General features: G+C 66.1%; 12 protein-coding genes. 1 reads left to right on the plus strand and 11 read right to left on the minus strand.

All coding sequences use genetic code 11. From position 1 onward, the window contains the following. Window positions 1-13: 13 nt before the first annotated feature. The 8 genes from C7I84_RS18505 to C7I84_RS18540 all read right to left on the minus strand — a co-directional run bounded on the left by C7I84_RS18505 (window position 14) and on the right by C7I84_RS18540 (window position 8,606). Complete coding sequence (locus tag C7I84_RS18505; RefSeq protein ID WP_106773698.1) at window positions 14-784, minus strand: ABC transporter ATP-binding protein; 771 nt, start codon at window positions 782-784, stop codon at window positions 14-16. Between the two features lie 21 nt (window positions 785-805). Next, window positions 806-2,149: an ABC transporter substrate-binding protein gene (locus C7I84_RS18510; RefSeq protein ID WP_106773699.1), complete on the minus strand. Its 1,344-nt coding sequence runs from the start codon at window positions 2,147-2,149 to the stop codon at window positions 806-808. 103 nt (window positions 2,150-2,252) lie between these two features. Beyond that, on the minus strand, window positions 2,253-3,320 hold the full coding sequence (locus tag C7I84_RS18515) for a branched-chain amino acid ABC transporter permease (protein WP_106773700.1): 1,068 nt from the start codon (window positions 3,318-3,320) through the stop codon (window positions 2,253-2,255). 3 nt (window positions 3,321-3,323) lie between these two features. Further along, window positions 3,324-4,205 carry a branched-chain amino acid ABC transporter permease gene (locus tag C7I84_RS18520; protein WP_106773701.1) on the minus strand — a complete coding sequence of 294 codons (882 nt, stop codon included), beginning with the start codon at window positions 4,203-4,205 and terminating at the stop codon, window positions 3,324-3,326. A gap of 12 nt (window positions 4,206-4,217) precedes the next feature. Beyond that, window positions 4,218-4,988 carry an ABC transporter ATP-binding protein gene (locus C7I84_RS18525; protein WP_165816129.1) on the minus strand — a complete coding sequence of 257 codons (771 nt, stop codon included), beginning with the start codon at window positions 4,986-4,988 and terminating at the stop codon, window positions 4,218-4,220. Further along, complete coding sequence (locus tag C7I84_RS18530; protein ID WP_106773703.1) at window positions 4,985-6,409, minus strand: LLM class flavin-dependent oxidoreductase; 1,425 nt, start codon at window positions 6,407-6,409, stop codon at window positions 4,985-4,987. Before C7I84_RS18530 ends, C7I84_RS18525 begins: the two co-directional genes overlap by 4 nt. A gap of 280 nt (window positions 6,410-6,689) precedes the next feature. After that, complete coding sequence (gene trhA, locus C7I84_RS18535; protein ID WP_106773704.1) at window positions 6,690-7,373, minus strand: PAQR family membrane homeostasis protein TrhA; 684 nt, start codon at window positions 7,371-7,373, stop codon at window positions 6,690-6,692. Window positions 7,374-7,520: 147 nt separating this feature from the next. Further along, window positions 7,521-8,606, minus strand: coding sequence for an AraC family transcriptional regulator (locus C7I84_RS18540; protein ID WP_106773705.1), 1,086 nt, complete (start codon window positions 8,604-8,606; stop codon window positions 7,521-7,523). 154 nt (window positions 8,607-8,760) lie between these two features. Here C7I84_RS18540 and C7I84_RS18545 point away from each other — a divergent pair, with 154 nt between their 5' ends. Continuing rightward, window positions 8,761-10,185 (plus strand): DUF1254 domain-containing protein, encoded by a 1,425-nt coding sequence (locus tag C7I84_RS18545; protein ID WP_245428492.1) that lies wholly within the window; start codon window positions 8,761-8,763, stop codon window positions 10,183-10,185. A gap of 221 nt (window positions 10,186-10,406) precedes the next feature. Here the strand turns inward: C7I84_RS18545 and C7I84_RS18550 are convergent, their stop codons facing one another. The 3 genes from C7I84_RS18550 to C7I84_RS18560 form a co-directional block, all read right to left on the minus strand. Further along, a complete protein-coding gene (locus C7I84_RS18550) occupies window positions 10,407-11,207 on the minus strand; it encodes an inositol monophosphatase family protein (protein WP_106773707.1) in 801 nt (266 codons plus the stop codon). An 18-nt stretch (window positions 11,208-11,225) separates the two neighbouring features. Continuing rightward, on the minus strand, window positions 11,226-11,792 hold the full coding sequence (efp, locus tag C7I84_RS18555; RefSeq protein WP_106773708.1) for an elongation factor P: 567 nt from the start codon (window positions 11,790-11,792) through the stop codon (window positions 11,226-11,228). Between the two features lie 115 nt (window positions 11,793-11,907). Beyond that, a complete protein-coding gene (locus C7I84_RS18560; protein WP_106773709.1) occupies window positions 11,908-12,915 on the minus strand; it encodes a tetratricopeptide repeat protein in 1,008 nt (335 codons plus the stop codon).

A 12,915-nucleotide genomic window follows, 5' to 3' on the forward strand; every position in this document is an offset into this window, starting at 1 on the left:
CTGGTGAGTTCGTTCAGTGGACGACGTTCGACTTCGCTCCGCCGAGGTAGAAATCGTGCACGTCGTCGCGCGCGCGCAGTTCCTCCGCGGTACCCGAAAGCGCGACCTTGCCCATTTCCAGGATGTAGCCGTGGTCGGCGTATTTCAGCGCGAGATTGGCATTCTGCTCGGCCAGCAGGAAGCTGACGCCCGACTGCGTGTTGAGGGTGCGGATGATCTCGAATATCTCATGCACGATGATCGGCGCCAGACCCATCGACGGCTCGTCGAGCAGCACCAGCTTCGGCTTCGTCATCAGCGCCCGACCGATCGCCACCATCTGCTGCTCGCCGCCGGAAGTCAGCCCGGCCTTGGTCCGGCGCTTCTGCTTCAGCCGCGGGAACCAGGCATAGATCTGCTCCAGGCTTTCGTTCAGTGCGGAGCGAGACGGCCGGCGCGCGAAGGCGCCGGCAAGCACGTTCTCCTCGACGGTCAATTGCGGGAAGACATGGCGGCCTTCCAGAACCTGCACGATGCCGCGGGTGACGAGGCGCGAGGCCGAGAGGTCGCCGACGTCTTCGCCCCGCCAGCGGATGTCGCCCTTGCTGACGCGCCCGCGGGCGGGACCGAGGAGGTTGGATATCGCCTTCAGCGTCGTGGTCTTGCCCGCGCCGTTGGCGCCGAGGAGGGCGACGATGCTGCCCTCCTCGACCTTGAGCGAGACGTCCCGCACGGCCAGGATCGCCTGACCATAGAGCGCTTCCACGTTGCGGACTTCGAGGAAGCCTGGCTTCTCAGCGGTCATGGCCGTTCGATCCCCTGCGGTTCAGTTGCTCGCGTCGACGCGGGGCGTGATGCCCTTCTCGGCCGCGTAGGCGGCCGCCTTGGCCTTGATCGCGTCCGCGAACAGGGTCGGATCGGCCTTCAGCCAGTCGGTCAGCGTGTTCCAGGACTCGCCGTTCCACTGGATGATCTTGGCTGCGACCTGCTCGCCCTTATGGTTGTCGATCGAGGTCTTGAGCGGGCTGATCAGGCCTTCCGCGCCGAGCTCGGCGATGCGCTTGTCGTCGATGTTCAGGTTCTCGAGCGCCCACTGGCCTTCCTCGGCGGTGAGCGGGCGGTTGCCGAACCTGGCCTGGCCGGTGCGCAGCGCCTCGACGAAGGTGATCGCTTCGATGACGCCGTAATTGTAGTAGACGGTGCCGAACTTGCTGTTGTCCTTGAGGTCGGACTTGCCGGCGTCGACGATGTGCTCCTTCAGCTTCCTGATGATGCCGTAGTCGGTGCCGGGCGGGAAGACCGACACCGCGAGGTAGCCGTTGGCCGCCGCGCCCGCCGGGCGGGCATCGTCTTCCGAGCCGCTCCAGATGTCGCCGATGATGCGGTCGACCGGAAAGCCGACGCGCGCCGCCGTTTTGATCGCGACCGGCGTCATCACGCCCCAGCCGCGCAGGAACACCCAGTCGGCGCCGGCGCGGCGGATCTGCTGCCACTGCGCCTGCTGCTGCTCGCCCGGATGCGGCACCGGGATCTGGATGTCCTCGAAGCCGTACTTTTTCGACAGGATCGCCAGCGGCTCGATCGTGTCGCGGCCGTAGCCGGAGTCGTGGTAGAGCGTGGCGATCTTCACGCCCTTCAGCTTGTCATGGCCGCCGACTTGCCCGGCGATGTAGTCGACGATGATCTCGGCCTCGCTCCAGTAGTCGAAGATCAGCGGGAACTGGTATGGGAAGACGCGACCGTCGGTGGCGATGTTCTGGCCGCCGCCGGGGCTGACGATCGGCACCTTGTCGAGGCGCGCCTTGTCGGTGAGCGCGACGTCCAGGCCGCTCGAATGCGGGTAGATCGCGGCGGTCAGCGCACCGTTGAAGCCGTTCTTGTAGCGCTCGTAGCACTCGATGCCGCGCTCGATCGTATAGGCGGTCTCGCACTCCTGGATCAGGATCTTGACGCCGTTGACGCCGCCCTCGACCTCGTTGACGTAGCGCAGATAGTCGATGTTGCCGGCGCCGAACGGGATGAAGGACGGGGCATAGGGGCCGGTGCGGTAGGTGAACAGCGGATAGAGCTGCTGGCCGGCGCCGTCCTGCGCCATCGCCGGCCCGGAGAAGACGGCGGCCGACAATACGGCCCCCGCCGCCAGGGCGATCGTTCTCGAGAGTAGGGACATTTAGCGGTTCCTTGATTGGTCGCTGGGGTGATCGGTGCCGGGTCTGTGGGCCTGCGCGCGAACGGGCCCGGCGCCCCGCCCGGTCCGCGCGGGAGCGCGGAGCCTAGCTTGCCAGCCGCCCCCGGATGGCTTCCACGCCCCGCCGTATCCAGGCTGAGAGCCCGTCGGGTTCCTTGATCAGGATGAAGATGATGATCGCGCCGAAGATGACGCGCTGCAGGTTGGTGATGGCGCCCTGGTCGCTGAGGTAGGCGACGTTGGACGCCAGCACGAGATGGTCGAGCACGATCGGCGTCAGCACGATGAAGGCCGCGCCGAGGAAGTTGCCGAAGATCGTCGCCGTGCCGCCGATCAGCACGATGAAGAGGATCTGGAACGACTTGTCGAGATTGTAGGTGTGCGCGTCGGCGGTACCGAGATAGGCGAAGCCCCACAGCACGCCTGTTATGCCGAGGAAGAAGGAGGAGACGGCGTAGGCCTCCAGCTTGCGGCGCGCGACGCGGATGCCGAGAACCGACGCGGCGGTCTCCATGTCGCGGATCGCCATCCATTCTCGGCCGAGGCGGCTGCGCACGACGAGGAAGGCGAGCCCGATCAGCAATGCGGTCACGCTCACGACGAGCAGGTAGCGGCCGTGCGGGGACTGGAGGTCGTAGCCGAGGAATTCGAGCCGGGGCGCCGAGATCGTCAGGGATTGGCTGTTGTTGGAGAACCAGGGATAGTTGGTGAACAGCCACTGGAAGAAGAACTGCGCGCCGAGGGTCGAGGCGGCGAGATAGAAGCCCTTGATCCTGAGCGCGGGCAAGCCGAACACGACGCCAACGGCAGCCGCGATGAGGCCGGCAAGCACGAACACCCCCGGCAGCGGCAGGTCCGGCGCGCGTAGGATCAGATTGTAGGCCGAGAACACGCCGACCGACATGAAGGCGGCCGAGCCGAGCGAAACCAGCCCCGCATAGCCCTGGAGCAGGTTGAGCGAGATGCCAGCCAGCCCCATGACGATGGTGGGGATGATGATCGAGCTCAGCCAGTAGTCGGTGGCATAGGCGGGGACGACGCCGAAGGCGACCACGAGACCGGTCGCGACGAGCGCCAGGCGCATGAGCGCCGGGGTGGAGACGGCCGGCGCAACGTGCGCGGCGTCCGGTGCGCTGTCCTGTATCGAGGCCATGGATCAGACCCTTTCGATTTCGCGGTCGCCGAACAGGCCGGCCGGACGGATGAGGAGGAAGGCGACGGCGAGGATGTAGGCGAACCAGGTCGACACGCTGCCGTTGACGATCGGACCGAGATAGATGTCGGCCAGCGCCTCGCTGGCGCCGACGATCAGGCCGCCGACGATCGCGCCGGGGATGGAGGAAAAACCGCCGATGATCAGCACCGGCAGGGCCTTGAGCGTCACCAGCGACAGCGAGAACTGCACGCCCTGGCGCGCGCCCCACAGCAGGCCGGCCACCAGCGCCACGAAACCGGCGACGCTCCAGACGATGCGCCAGATCACCGGCAGGCGGATGCCGATCGACTGCGCGGCGAGCGTGTCGTCGGCGACCGCGCGCAGCGAGATGCCCATGCGCGTCTTGCTGAAGACGGCGGCCAGCACCGCGACCAGGGCGATGACGATCAGCGAGGCGACGATGTCGAAGCGGCTGACGAGGATGCCGCCATAGTCCTGGGCGATGTCGTCGATGCCGAGGTCGAGCATGTGCACGTCGGTGCCGAGGAAGAACTGCGCGGTCCCGTCGATGACGAAGGACAGGCCGAGGGTTGCCATGAACAGCGTCAGCGGATCGCGGTTGCGCAGCGGCCTCAGCACCAGCGCCTCGACGGCGACCGCGACGATCGCCATCAGCAGCGCGGTCAGGGCGAAGGCGCCCCAGAACGGGATGCCACGCTCGACCAGCGAGACGAAGACGAGCGCCGCCAGGAAGACCATCGCGCCCTGCGCGAAGTTGAATACCCCCGACGCCTTGTAGATCAGCACGAAGCCGATCGCGACGAGCCCGTACATCAGGCCGGCGAACAGGCCGGCGATCAGCGTTTCGAGAAAGAAGGCCATGGCCGCTTGTCCTCAGTGAACCGTGCCGAGATAGGCGGCGATGACCTCGGGATCGTCGCGCACCTGGTCGGGCGCGCCGTCGGCGACCTTGCGGCCGTAGTCGAGCACGACGATGTGCCGGGCGAGGCCCAGCACGATGCCGACGTCGTGCTCGATCAGCACGATCGTCGTGCCGAATGTCCGGTTGACCTCGGAGATGATGCGGCTCATCTCCGCCTTTTCGTCCTGGTTCATGCCGGCCATCGGCTCGTCGAGCAGCAGCAGCTTCGGCTCCGAGACGAGCGCGCGGGCGAGGTCGACGCGCTTCTGCACGCCGTAGGGCAAGGTGGAGACGATGCGGTCGCGGTGCGCCTCCAGCCCGAGGAAAGCGATCACGCGGTCGGCCCTGGCGGCGAAGGTGCGCCGCTCCGCTGCGTCGCGTCCGACGCGGAATATGGTCTCGATGAAGGAGGCCTGGCCAAGCCTGGACAGGCCGGCGAGCACGTTTTCCCGCACGGAGAGGCGCCGGAACAGGGCGTTGTGCTGGAAGGTGCGGCCGATGCCGAGGCGCGCGGCCTTGCCGGGCCTGATGGCCTCGAAGCGCACTCCGTCGAAGACGATGTCACCTGAGTCCGCCCGGTAGACGCCGTTGATGACGTTGAGCAGCGAGCTTTTTCCCGCGCCGTTCGGACCGATCAGCGCACAGATGGAGCCTTGTTCAACCGAGAAGCTGAGCGCGTCGATGGCGGTCACGCCGCGGAAGGAGAGCGAGACATCGTGGAGTTCGAGCAGCGCGGCCATCAGCCGATGACCGACTTGAGCACCTGCAGCGGCGCGGTGCGCTCGGCATCGCGCTGCTTCACAGCCTCGATGTCGCGGTAACCGGCCGCCGGATGCGTGGCGGGCAGGTAGGGTCCGTCGCCGAACAGTTTTTCGCGCAAAGTGCCCGGCTTGTAGGCAGTGGGGTATGCGCCGCGCCGCTGCAGCTCCGGCACGATGTAGCCGACGACGTCCTCGAAGCTGTCGGGAGTGACCGCGTAGGCGAGGTTGAAGCCGTCGACATCGGTCTCGTCGACCCATTCCTGCAGGATGTCGGCGATGCGCTGCGGCGAGCCGACGACGACCGGGCCGAGGCCGCCGATGCCGCCGAACTGGGAAAGCTCGTCGATGGTCCAGGACTTGTCGCCGCCGGCGAGGTTTTCGACCACGGAATGGATGGCGTTGGTCTCGACCTTCCTGACAAGGTCGGTCGGCGCATACTGGCCGAAGTCGATGCCGCTCCAGCCAGACATGAACACCAGCGACCCGTCATAGGAGACGTAGCTCCGGTAATCCTGGAACTTCTTCTGCGCCTTCTCCTCGGTCTCGTCGGTGATGATGGTCAGCAGCGTGTAGATGTATAGCTTCTTCGGGTCGCGGCCGGCGGCGGCGGCGCGCTGGCGGATCTCGGCGACATAGTTCTTCAGCACCGCCTTGGTCGGGGCGGCGACGAAGATGCACTCCGCGTGCTGCGCGGCAAAAGCCTTGCCCGGACCGGAGGCGCCCGCCTGATAGAGCACCGGCGTGCGCTGCGGCGAGGGCTCGGTCAGGCCGTAGCCGGGGACCGTAAAATACTTGCCCTGATGGCCGATCTCGTGGACCTTTTCAGGGTTCGTGAAGATGCGGTTGCCGCGGTCGCGCACCACCGCTCCTTCCTCCCACGATCCCTCGAGCAGCTTGTAGAGCACCTCGACGTACTCTTCGGCCACCTCGTAGCGGTTGTCGTGCCGGCGCAGGCCGCCCTGGCTGATGTTCTTGGCGCCGCTCTCCAGATAGGAGGTGACGATGTTCCAGCCGACGCGGCCCTTGCTGTGATGGTCGGCGGTCGCAATGCGTCGGGCGAAGGTGTAGGGGTGCTCGAACGAGGTCGATGCAGTGATGCCGATGCCCAGATGCTCGGTCGCGAGCGCGATCGGCGCGGCAAGCTGCAGCGGGTCGTTGACCGGGATCTGCGCGGCCTGGTGCAGCGCGTGGTGGTTGGAGCCCTTGTAGACGTCGTAATAGCCGATGACGTCGGCGATGAAGATGCCGTCGAAGACGCCGCGTTCGAGCGTGCGCGCCAGGTCCTGCCAGTAGTCGAGGTCCTTGTACTTCCACGACCTGTCGCGAGGGTGCGCCCACAGCCCGGGGGACTGATGACCGACGCAGTTCATGTCGAAGGCGTTGAAGCGGATCGCTCTCGTCATCGGGGGCTCCTGAGGCAAAGGAGCCGAACCCTACTCTGCACGAAGGCTCACAGGTTAGTTATTCTATAATCTTTGTAGACATTTTAGAGGAAAATTCCTGCGGCCAAACGCGTCTCCTCCAGCGGACCCAGTTCGCGTTGCGGAATATTGCCTTGCATGCCGCCGTTGGGACTCTGTCGGCAGTCGTCATCTGACGTCGCTTTCCCTCAGCGCTGCCGGCGGCGTCTGTCGAGCGGCCGCATCGGCTGCGCGAGAAGGTGCGGCGCGCCCCGGGGCCGCGCTACACCCGGTCGATGACCAGGCAGTCCAGCATGGCGGCGAGATGCAAGCCGGCGCCGATCACCACGAAGGCGTGCCAGGCGGCGGACTGGAAGCGCAGGCGCTGCCAGACGAAGAAGACGACGCCGAAGGAATAGGCGATGCCGCCCGCGACGATCAGCCAGAGGGTCGTCTCGGGCAGCGTGGCGACCAGCGTGCGCGCCACCACCGCGCCGCTCCAGCCGATGGCGAGATAGAAGACCACCGCCAGCCGGTCGAAGCGGCCGGGCAGGCATATCTTGATCGCCATGCCAAGCGCGGCCGCGCCCCAGACAACCGCGATCATGGTGGCGGCGAGCCACGGGTCGTCGAGCTGGGCGAGGAAGGGCGTGTAGGTGCCGGCGATCAGCAGGTAGATCGCCGCATGGTCGAAGCGGCGCAGCACCCACTTCACCGGCGAGATCGGCCACAGATTGTAGGCGAAGGAGATGGAGAGCAGCGCCAGCAGCGACACGACGTAGAACAGCGTCGCGACATATTCCCAAGGTCCGGTCGAGAAGGCGGCGAAGGCGAGCAGGATCGAGCCGGCCGAGACCGCCAGCACCAGGCCGATGCCATGCACCACGCCGTCGGCGATCAGTTCCGCCCTGGAGTAGACGTAGCGCCCGCGGAAGGGAATGTCGGAAAGCTCGCTCTGTCGGCTCATGTCGCCGTATTCGTTACCGGGACCCCAAGCAGCGATTTCAACATCGCTGGGCAGCACTGGCAAGCGGCGGATGGTCGCGGCGGGGCGGGCAGGATTTCGCTCGCCAGCCTGTTGCCGCTGCGGGCTGGGTGATGAACGGCTCCAACGTCAGGTCGAATTCTTGACCGAAACAAGCTGACGAAGTTCCCGAGGGCTGAACCCGGTAGCCTTGCGGAGGGCGCGGGCGAAGTGCGCCGGTGCCGAATAACCCAACGAGCCGGAGATCTGCGTGACGGACGCATCGGAGTGGCGCAACAGCTCAAGCGCCCTTCGGCTACGCACCAGGTTCGCCAGCGTCCGGAAATCCGTGCCCTCACGGTTCAACTCGCGCTGAAGGGTGCGGACGCTTGTATCTAGAGATCGCGCCGCGCTTTCGATCGATACCTTACCCGCAAGCACCTGTGACCAGATCTGCTCGGCGAGAATGTCGCGAAGTCCGCCGAGCTTCCGGCAGTCCACACGCGCCCGCGCCAGATCGTCGACCGTGACGAGGGCCGCCTCCCCACGCAGTGCGCGGCCGGCATGGAGTCCTGCAGCGTCGAAGCAGATCGTCACGGTCGGCCTGTCGAACAGGACGGGGCAGCCGAATACGTCTTCGAAGGAGCCGGACCGGCGCGGCTTCGGAAGGTCGAGTTCGACGCATCGCAGAGGCGGACGGGCGGGAAGGAACGACCGGCAGAGGTTCACCACGACACCGGCTGCGCCGCAGGCGACTTGCGCATATCCCTCAAGTCCCTTCGCGGCGCTGGTGTAGCTCAGACGAGCCTGCCCATCGATGACGCTCAGCGACAGGGAGTCACCCTTGCTGTGAAACCCGATGGTGGCCGTGGCCCGCTGGATCGCGTCGCCCAGCGTGGACGCCCCCAGGACATACTCACCCCAGCAGCCGTAGCTCGCGACCGTCAAATGGGGCGCCAAGAGAAGCCCGAAATATTCTTCGCCGGTCAGTCTGGCGATGGAGTCGACGAAGGCGCTCATCGTGACGTGCGGGATGAAGCAATCCTGATCCTCGATCGCCTCGATGTCGAGCATCGCCGCCCGGTTGGCTTGCCTGAGCAGCTTGTCGCCAAAGGCGCCACGGACGAAGGCGGGGACGCCCGCCAAGGCGGTCACCGAAATGACGGGTACCGAATCGAACCTCGAGCTTGCCGGGAGTTTCTGGGCCGATGGCGCAAAATGGTTCGTCAGCAACATCAGGCATCATGTACAGCTTGACGGAGCAAGGTAGGGCTTCGCTTCGATCTTGCCGGCTTTGTGCCGTTCAGCGAGATTTTCTTGGCGGATCTGGTTCTTCACAGTGGTTGAACCGTGAGCTGAGCAGGCGGCTTGCAATGAGGGAGATATGCGCATGAAATCGAAGTATCTGGCAAGATTCATTCTTATGACTGGCCTGGCGACCGCGGCCAGCTCGGGCAACGCAAACGCGCTGACCGCCGAGGAGGCCAAGTCGATCGCCATGGATGCCTATGTCTACGGATACTCGCTGATCACCACCGAGGTGACGCGGGTGCAGATGACCAACGTCGACAAGATCGAGGAACTGCGCGGCCCGATGGGGCAGTTCATCAACGTCAAGCGCTATCCGCCGGGCGACTATCGCGGCGTCTCCGCGCCGAACGCAGATACGCTCTACTCTGCGGCGTGGCTCGATCTCGGCGACCAGCCCTGGGTCTTGTCCTATCCGGACATGGGCAAGCGCTACTTCCTCTTTCCAATGTACAGTCTGTGGATGCCGGTCATCCACTCCGGCGGCAGCCGCACCAGCGGCGAGAAAGCCCACACCTTCCTGCTGTCCGGTCCCGGCTGGAGCGGCGAGGTTCCCGAAGGGATGACACACGTGGAAGTGCCGACCCGCTACATGCTCATCCTCGGCCGCACCTACGCAGACGGCACCGACGCCGACTACGAGGCGGTGAACGCGTTGCAGGCGCAGTACGACATCCGCCCGCTGTCGGCGGTCGGTAAGGCCGACTACGTCTACCAGGCGCCGCCGGTCGATCCCGAGCCGGGGTTTTCGATGACCGACAAGCCACAGGCGGTGATCCTGGGGTTCGGCACCGAAGGCTATTTCGATCGGATGGCCGATCTCATGTGCAAGACCGCACCGCCGGCGGCGGAAGACGCGCCGATGCTGGCGCGGATGGCGAAGATCGGCCTCGAGCCGTGCAAGGACTTCGACCTCGCAGCACTCGGCCCCGAGATCGCGGCGGCACTCGAGACTTTGCCGCAGGACGCGCTCAAGCATATCGGCGACAACCAGCACGTACTCGGTTCCGAGGTGAACGGCTGGACCATGACCAAGGGGGTCGGTGCCTATGGGACCGACTATATGAAGCGGGCGGTCGTCGCGGCCTTCGGCTGGCCGGCGAACCTGCAGGAGGATGCGGTTTATCCCTACACGCTGCGCGACGCCGACGGCCAGCCGCTCTCCGGCGAGCACAAGTACACGCTGACCTTTGCCAAGGGCGAGGAACCGCCGGTCAGCGGCTTCTGGTCGATCACCATGTATGAGATCGACCAAGGCTGGTGGTTCGTGCCGAACAAGCTGAACAAGTTCACGGTCAGCCCGCGCAACAATCCGGTGCCCAACGAAGACGGCTCGTTGACGCTTTATTTCCAGAACGAGTCGCCGGGCGCGGGCAAGGAGGCGAACTGGCTCCCTGCGCCGAAGGGCGCATTCCTACCGATGCTCAGAATGTACTGGCCCAAGGAGACCAGCCCCTCGATCCTCGACGGAAGCTGGATGCCGCCTGTGGTGAAAAGGGTCCAATAGCGCGAGACAGTGTCCAGCTAAAGCGTGCTTCGTCCCGCCGGTCCGAACACGCGCGGGAGAACCTTGTGCAAGTTTGAGCGAGGTCCGTCAGGCCCGGAGCCGAGACTTGCAAAGTCGGCCGGCGATCCCGAGAAATGGCGCGCAATCCTGTCATAGACGCGGATTGCGCGCATTTCCGTTTTCCCGATAACCGCAGTCAACCGAGGCCGGCAACTTCGCGCTCAGCGCCCCGCCACCGGCTTCTTCAGCGTCTTCAGCAGCGCCCGGTGGATCGTCTCGTTGCCGGCGACGATCGAGCGGTTGTCGAACATGCCCTGCTCGCCGTGCCGGTCGGAGACGAAGCCGCCGGCCTCGCGGATCAACAGCATGCCGGCGGCGATGTCCCAGGGCGACAGCGGGTCTTCCCAGAAACCGTCGAGCCGGCCGGCGGCGACATAGGCGAGGTCGAGCGATGCGGAGCCGAGGCGGCGGATGCCGGCCACCTCGCCCATGACGTTGCGCAGCTCGACCAGGTAGTTGCCGTGGTGGCCGAGGCCGAGATGCGGCATGCCGGTGCCGATCACCGTGTCCGACAGTTTCGAGCGCGCCGCGACGCGCAGACGGCGGTCGTTCATGAAGGCGCCGCCGCCGCGCTCGGCGGTGTAGAGCTCGTCCATGGCCGGATTGTAGATCACGCCGGCGACGACCTGGCCCTGGCGCTCCAGGGCGATCGACACGGCGAAGATCGGCAGGCCGTGCAGGAAATTGGTGGTGCCGTCGAGCGGATCGACGATCCAGCGGTGCTGGTCGTCGTCGCCCGCCACCACACCGCGCTCCTCCATCAGGAAGCCGTAGCCCGGACGGGCACGCGACAGCTCGGCAAAGACGATGTCCTCGGCCTTGCGGTCGGCCTGGCTGACGAAATCGGCCGGACCCTTCAGCGACACCTGCAGGTTCTGCACCTCGCCGAAATCGCGCGACAGCGAGCGGCCGGCCTTCATTGCCGCCTGGACCATGACATTGAGGAGTGCGGAGCGCGCCATCGTGACTATCCCGGGCCGTCAGTCGGCGCGGCGCAGATAGGTGATCTCGTTGGTGTCGACGAGGATCCTCTCGCCGGCCTCGATGAAGGGCGGCACCAGCACGCGGACGCCGTTCTCCAGCACGGCGGGCTTGTAGGAGGAGGCGGCCGTCTGGCCCTTGACCACCGGATCGGCCTCGGTGATGGTCAGCACCACCTGGTCGGGCAGGGCGATGCCGATCGGCTTCTCCTCATAGAGCTCGACGGTGACGGTCATGCCGTCCTGCAGGAAGGCGGCGCGCTCGCCGACGAAATCCTTCTGCAGCTCGAGCTGCTCGTAGCTCTCGGTGTCCATGAACACCAGCGCCTCGCCCTGCTCGTAGAGGAAGGAGAAATCCTTCTGCTCCAGCCGCACGCGCTCGACCGTCTCGGCCGAGCGGAAGCGCTCGTTGAGCTTGGTGCCGTTGATGAGGTTCTTCAGTTCGACCTGGTTGTAGGCCCCGCCCTTGCCGGGTTTGACCGCGTTGGTCTTGACCGCCACCCAGAGGCCGCCATCGTGCTCGATGACGTTGCCGGGACGGATTTCGTTGCCGTTGATCTTGGCCATTTTGTGCTTGTTCCGGAGGAAAGAGTTCGCTGCTGTCGCGATTTTCGGGGCTTCCAAGACCATAAAACGCCGCGGGAGGCAAGAGAGCGGCCGGTTGCGGATGCGCTGCCTGCGGTCAGCGCAGCCGGTTCGACCGCTCCAGCGCCTGCTTGATCTCCTCGTCGGTCAAGCCGTCGAAGAAATCCTCCATGATGGGATCGACCAGGCCGGCGCGCCGGGCAAGCAGGTACCAGGACGCGGCGGCGGCCGTGTCCGGCGCGACGCCGAGGCCCTGCATGTAAAGCTTGGCGACGTCGTTCTGGGCCGCGACGTTGCCGCCGCGCGCCGCCCTGAGCAGCCAGGCGAACCCCTCGGCGCGGTTCCGCTCGCCGCCCCGGCCCTCCATCAGCCAGTGGCCGAGGTCGAGCTGGGCGGTGTCGTAGTTCTGGCGCGCGGCCAAGAGCAGCCACCGGCGCGCCTCCTTGTCGTCGGCCTTCTTGCCGCCCACGCCGTTGGCGGAGATCTGCGACATCGCGTACTGCGCGTCCGCCAGGCCGTCCCGCGCCGCGCGCTCATAGTAGGAAACCGCCTTGGCAAGGCCGCGCTCGTCGGGCTCGCGCTTGATCAGCATCTGCGCGAAGTTGAACTGCGCGAACAAATTGCCGGCCTCGGCCGCCGCCTGCATGAGGGCGAAGGCCTGCTTGTCGTCCTTCTTGACGAAGCGCCCGTCGAGCAAAAGCAGCGCGTACTGGAACTGCGCCTCCGGGATGCCCTGCTCGGATGCCAGCTGATACCATTTCGCCGCGCCCGCCTCGTCGCGCGGCCGGCCGAGCCCGCGCGACAGGATTTCGGCAACCAGCGTCTGCGCCGCCGGGTCGCCGTTCTCTGCGCGCACTAGGGCGAGGTTGTAGGCGGTCATGTAAAGCCCGCGCTGGAAGGCGCCAAAGGCCTGGTCGGGCTGGCGCTGGCCGAAGCGCTCGGGATCGACATTGCCGTCGCGCGTCAGCCCGCCCGAGAAGCGTTCGGGATCGACCGGGCTGGGCAGCCGGTTGTCGGTCGGGTTCTCGGCCGCAGGCACGGGAAGGGCCATGGCGACCGCGGCCGCCGCAGCCAGCGAGAGGAGCCTTGGCGCGCGCATGGTCAT

The sequence above is a fragment of the Kumtagia ephedrae genome (genome assembly GCF_003012745.1).
In the GTDB taxonomy this organism is placed as follows: domain Bacteria; phylum Pseudomonadota; class Alphaproteobacteria; order Rhizobiales; family Rhizobiaceae; genus Kumtagia; species Kumtagia ephedrae.

Coding starts and splice junctions, on each gene's coding strand:
- C7I84_RS18515 (WP_106773700.1), bottom strand. CDS start 3,320: ATGGCCTCGATACAGGACAGCGCACCGGACGCCGCGCACGTTGCGCCG.
- C7I84_RS18560 (WP_106773709.1), bottom strand. CDS start 12,915: ATGACCATGCGCGCGCCAAGGCTCCTCTCGCTGGCTGCGGCGGCCGCG.
- C7I84_RS18540 (WP_106773705.1), bottom strand. CDS start 8,606: ATGTTGCTGACGAACCATTTTGCGCCATCGGCCCAGAAACTCCCGGCA.
- C7I84_RS18505 (WP_106773698.1), bottom strand. CDS start 784: ATGACCGCTGAGAAGCCAGGCTTCCTCGAAGTCCGCAACGTGGAAGCG.
- C7I84_RS18550 (WP_106773707.1), bottom strand. CDS start 11,207: ATGGCGCGCTCCGCACTCCTCAATGTCATGGTCCAGGCGGCAATGAAG.
- efp (WP_106773708.1), bottom strand. CDS start 11,792: ATGGCCAAGATCAACGGCAACGAAATCCGTCCCGGCAACGTCATCGAG.
- trhA (WP_106773704.1), bottom strand. CDS start 7,373: ATGAGCCGACAGAGCGAGCTTTCCGACATTCCCTTCCGCGGGCGCTAC.
- C7I84_RS18520 (WP_106773701.1), bottom strand. CDS start 4,205: ATGGCCTTCTTTCTCGAAACGCTGATCGCCGGCCTGTTCGCCGGCCTG.
- C7I84_RS18545 (WP_245428492.1), top strand. CDS start 8,761: ATGAAATCGAAGTATCTGGCAAGATTCATTCTTATGACTGGCCTGGCG.
- C7I84_RS18510 (WP_106773699.1), bottom strand. CDS start 2,149: ATGTCCCTACTCTCGAGAACGATCGCCCTGGCGGCGGGGGCCGTATTG.
- C7I84_RS18530 (WP_106773703.1), bottom strand. CDS start 6,409: ATGACGAGAGCGATCCGCTTCAACGCCTTCGACATGAACTGCGTCGGT.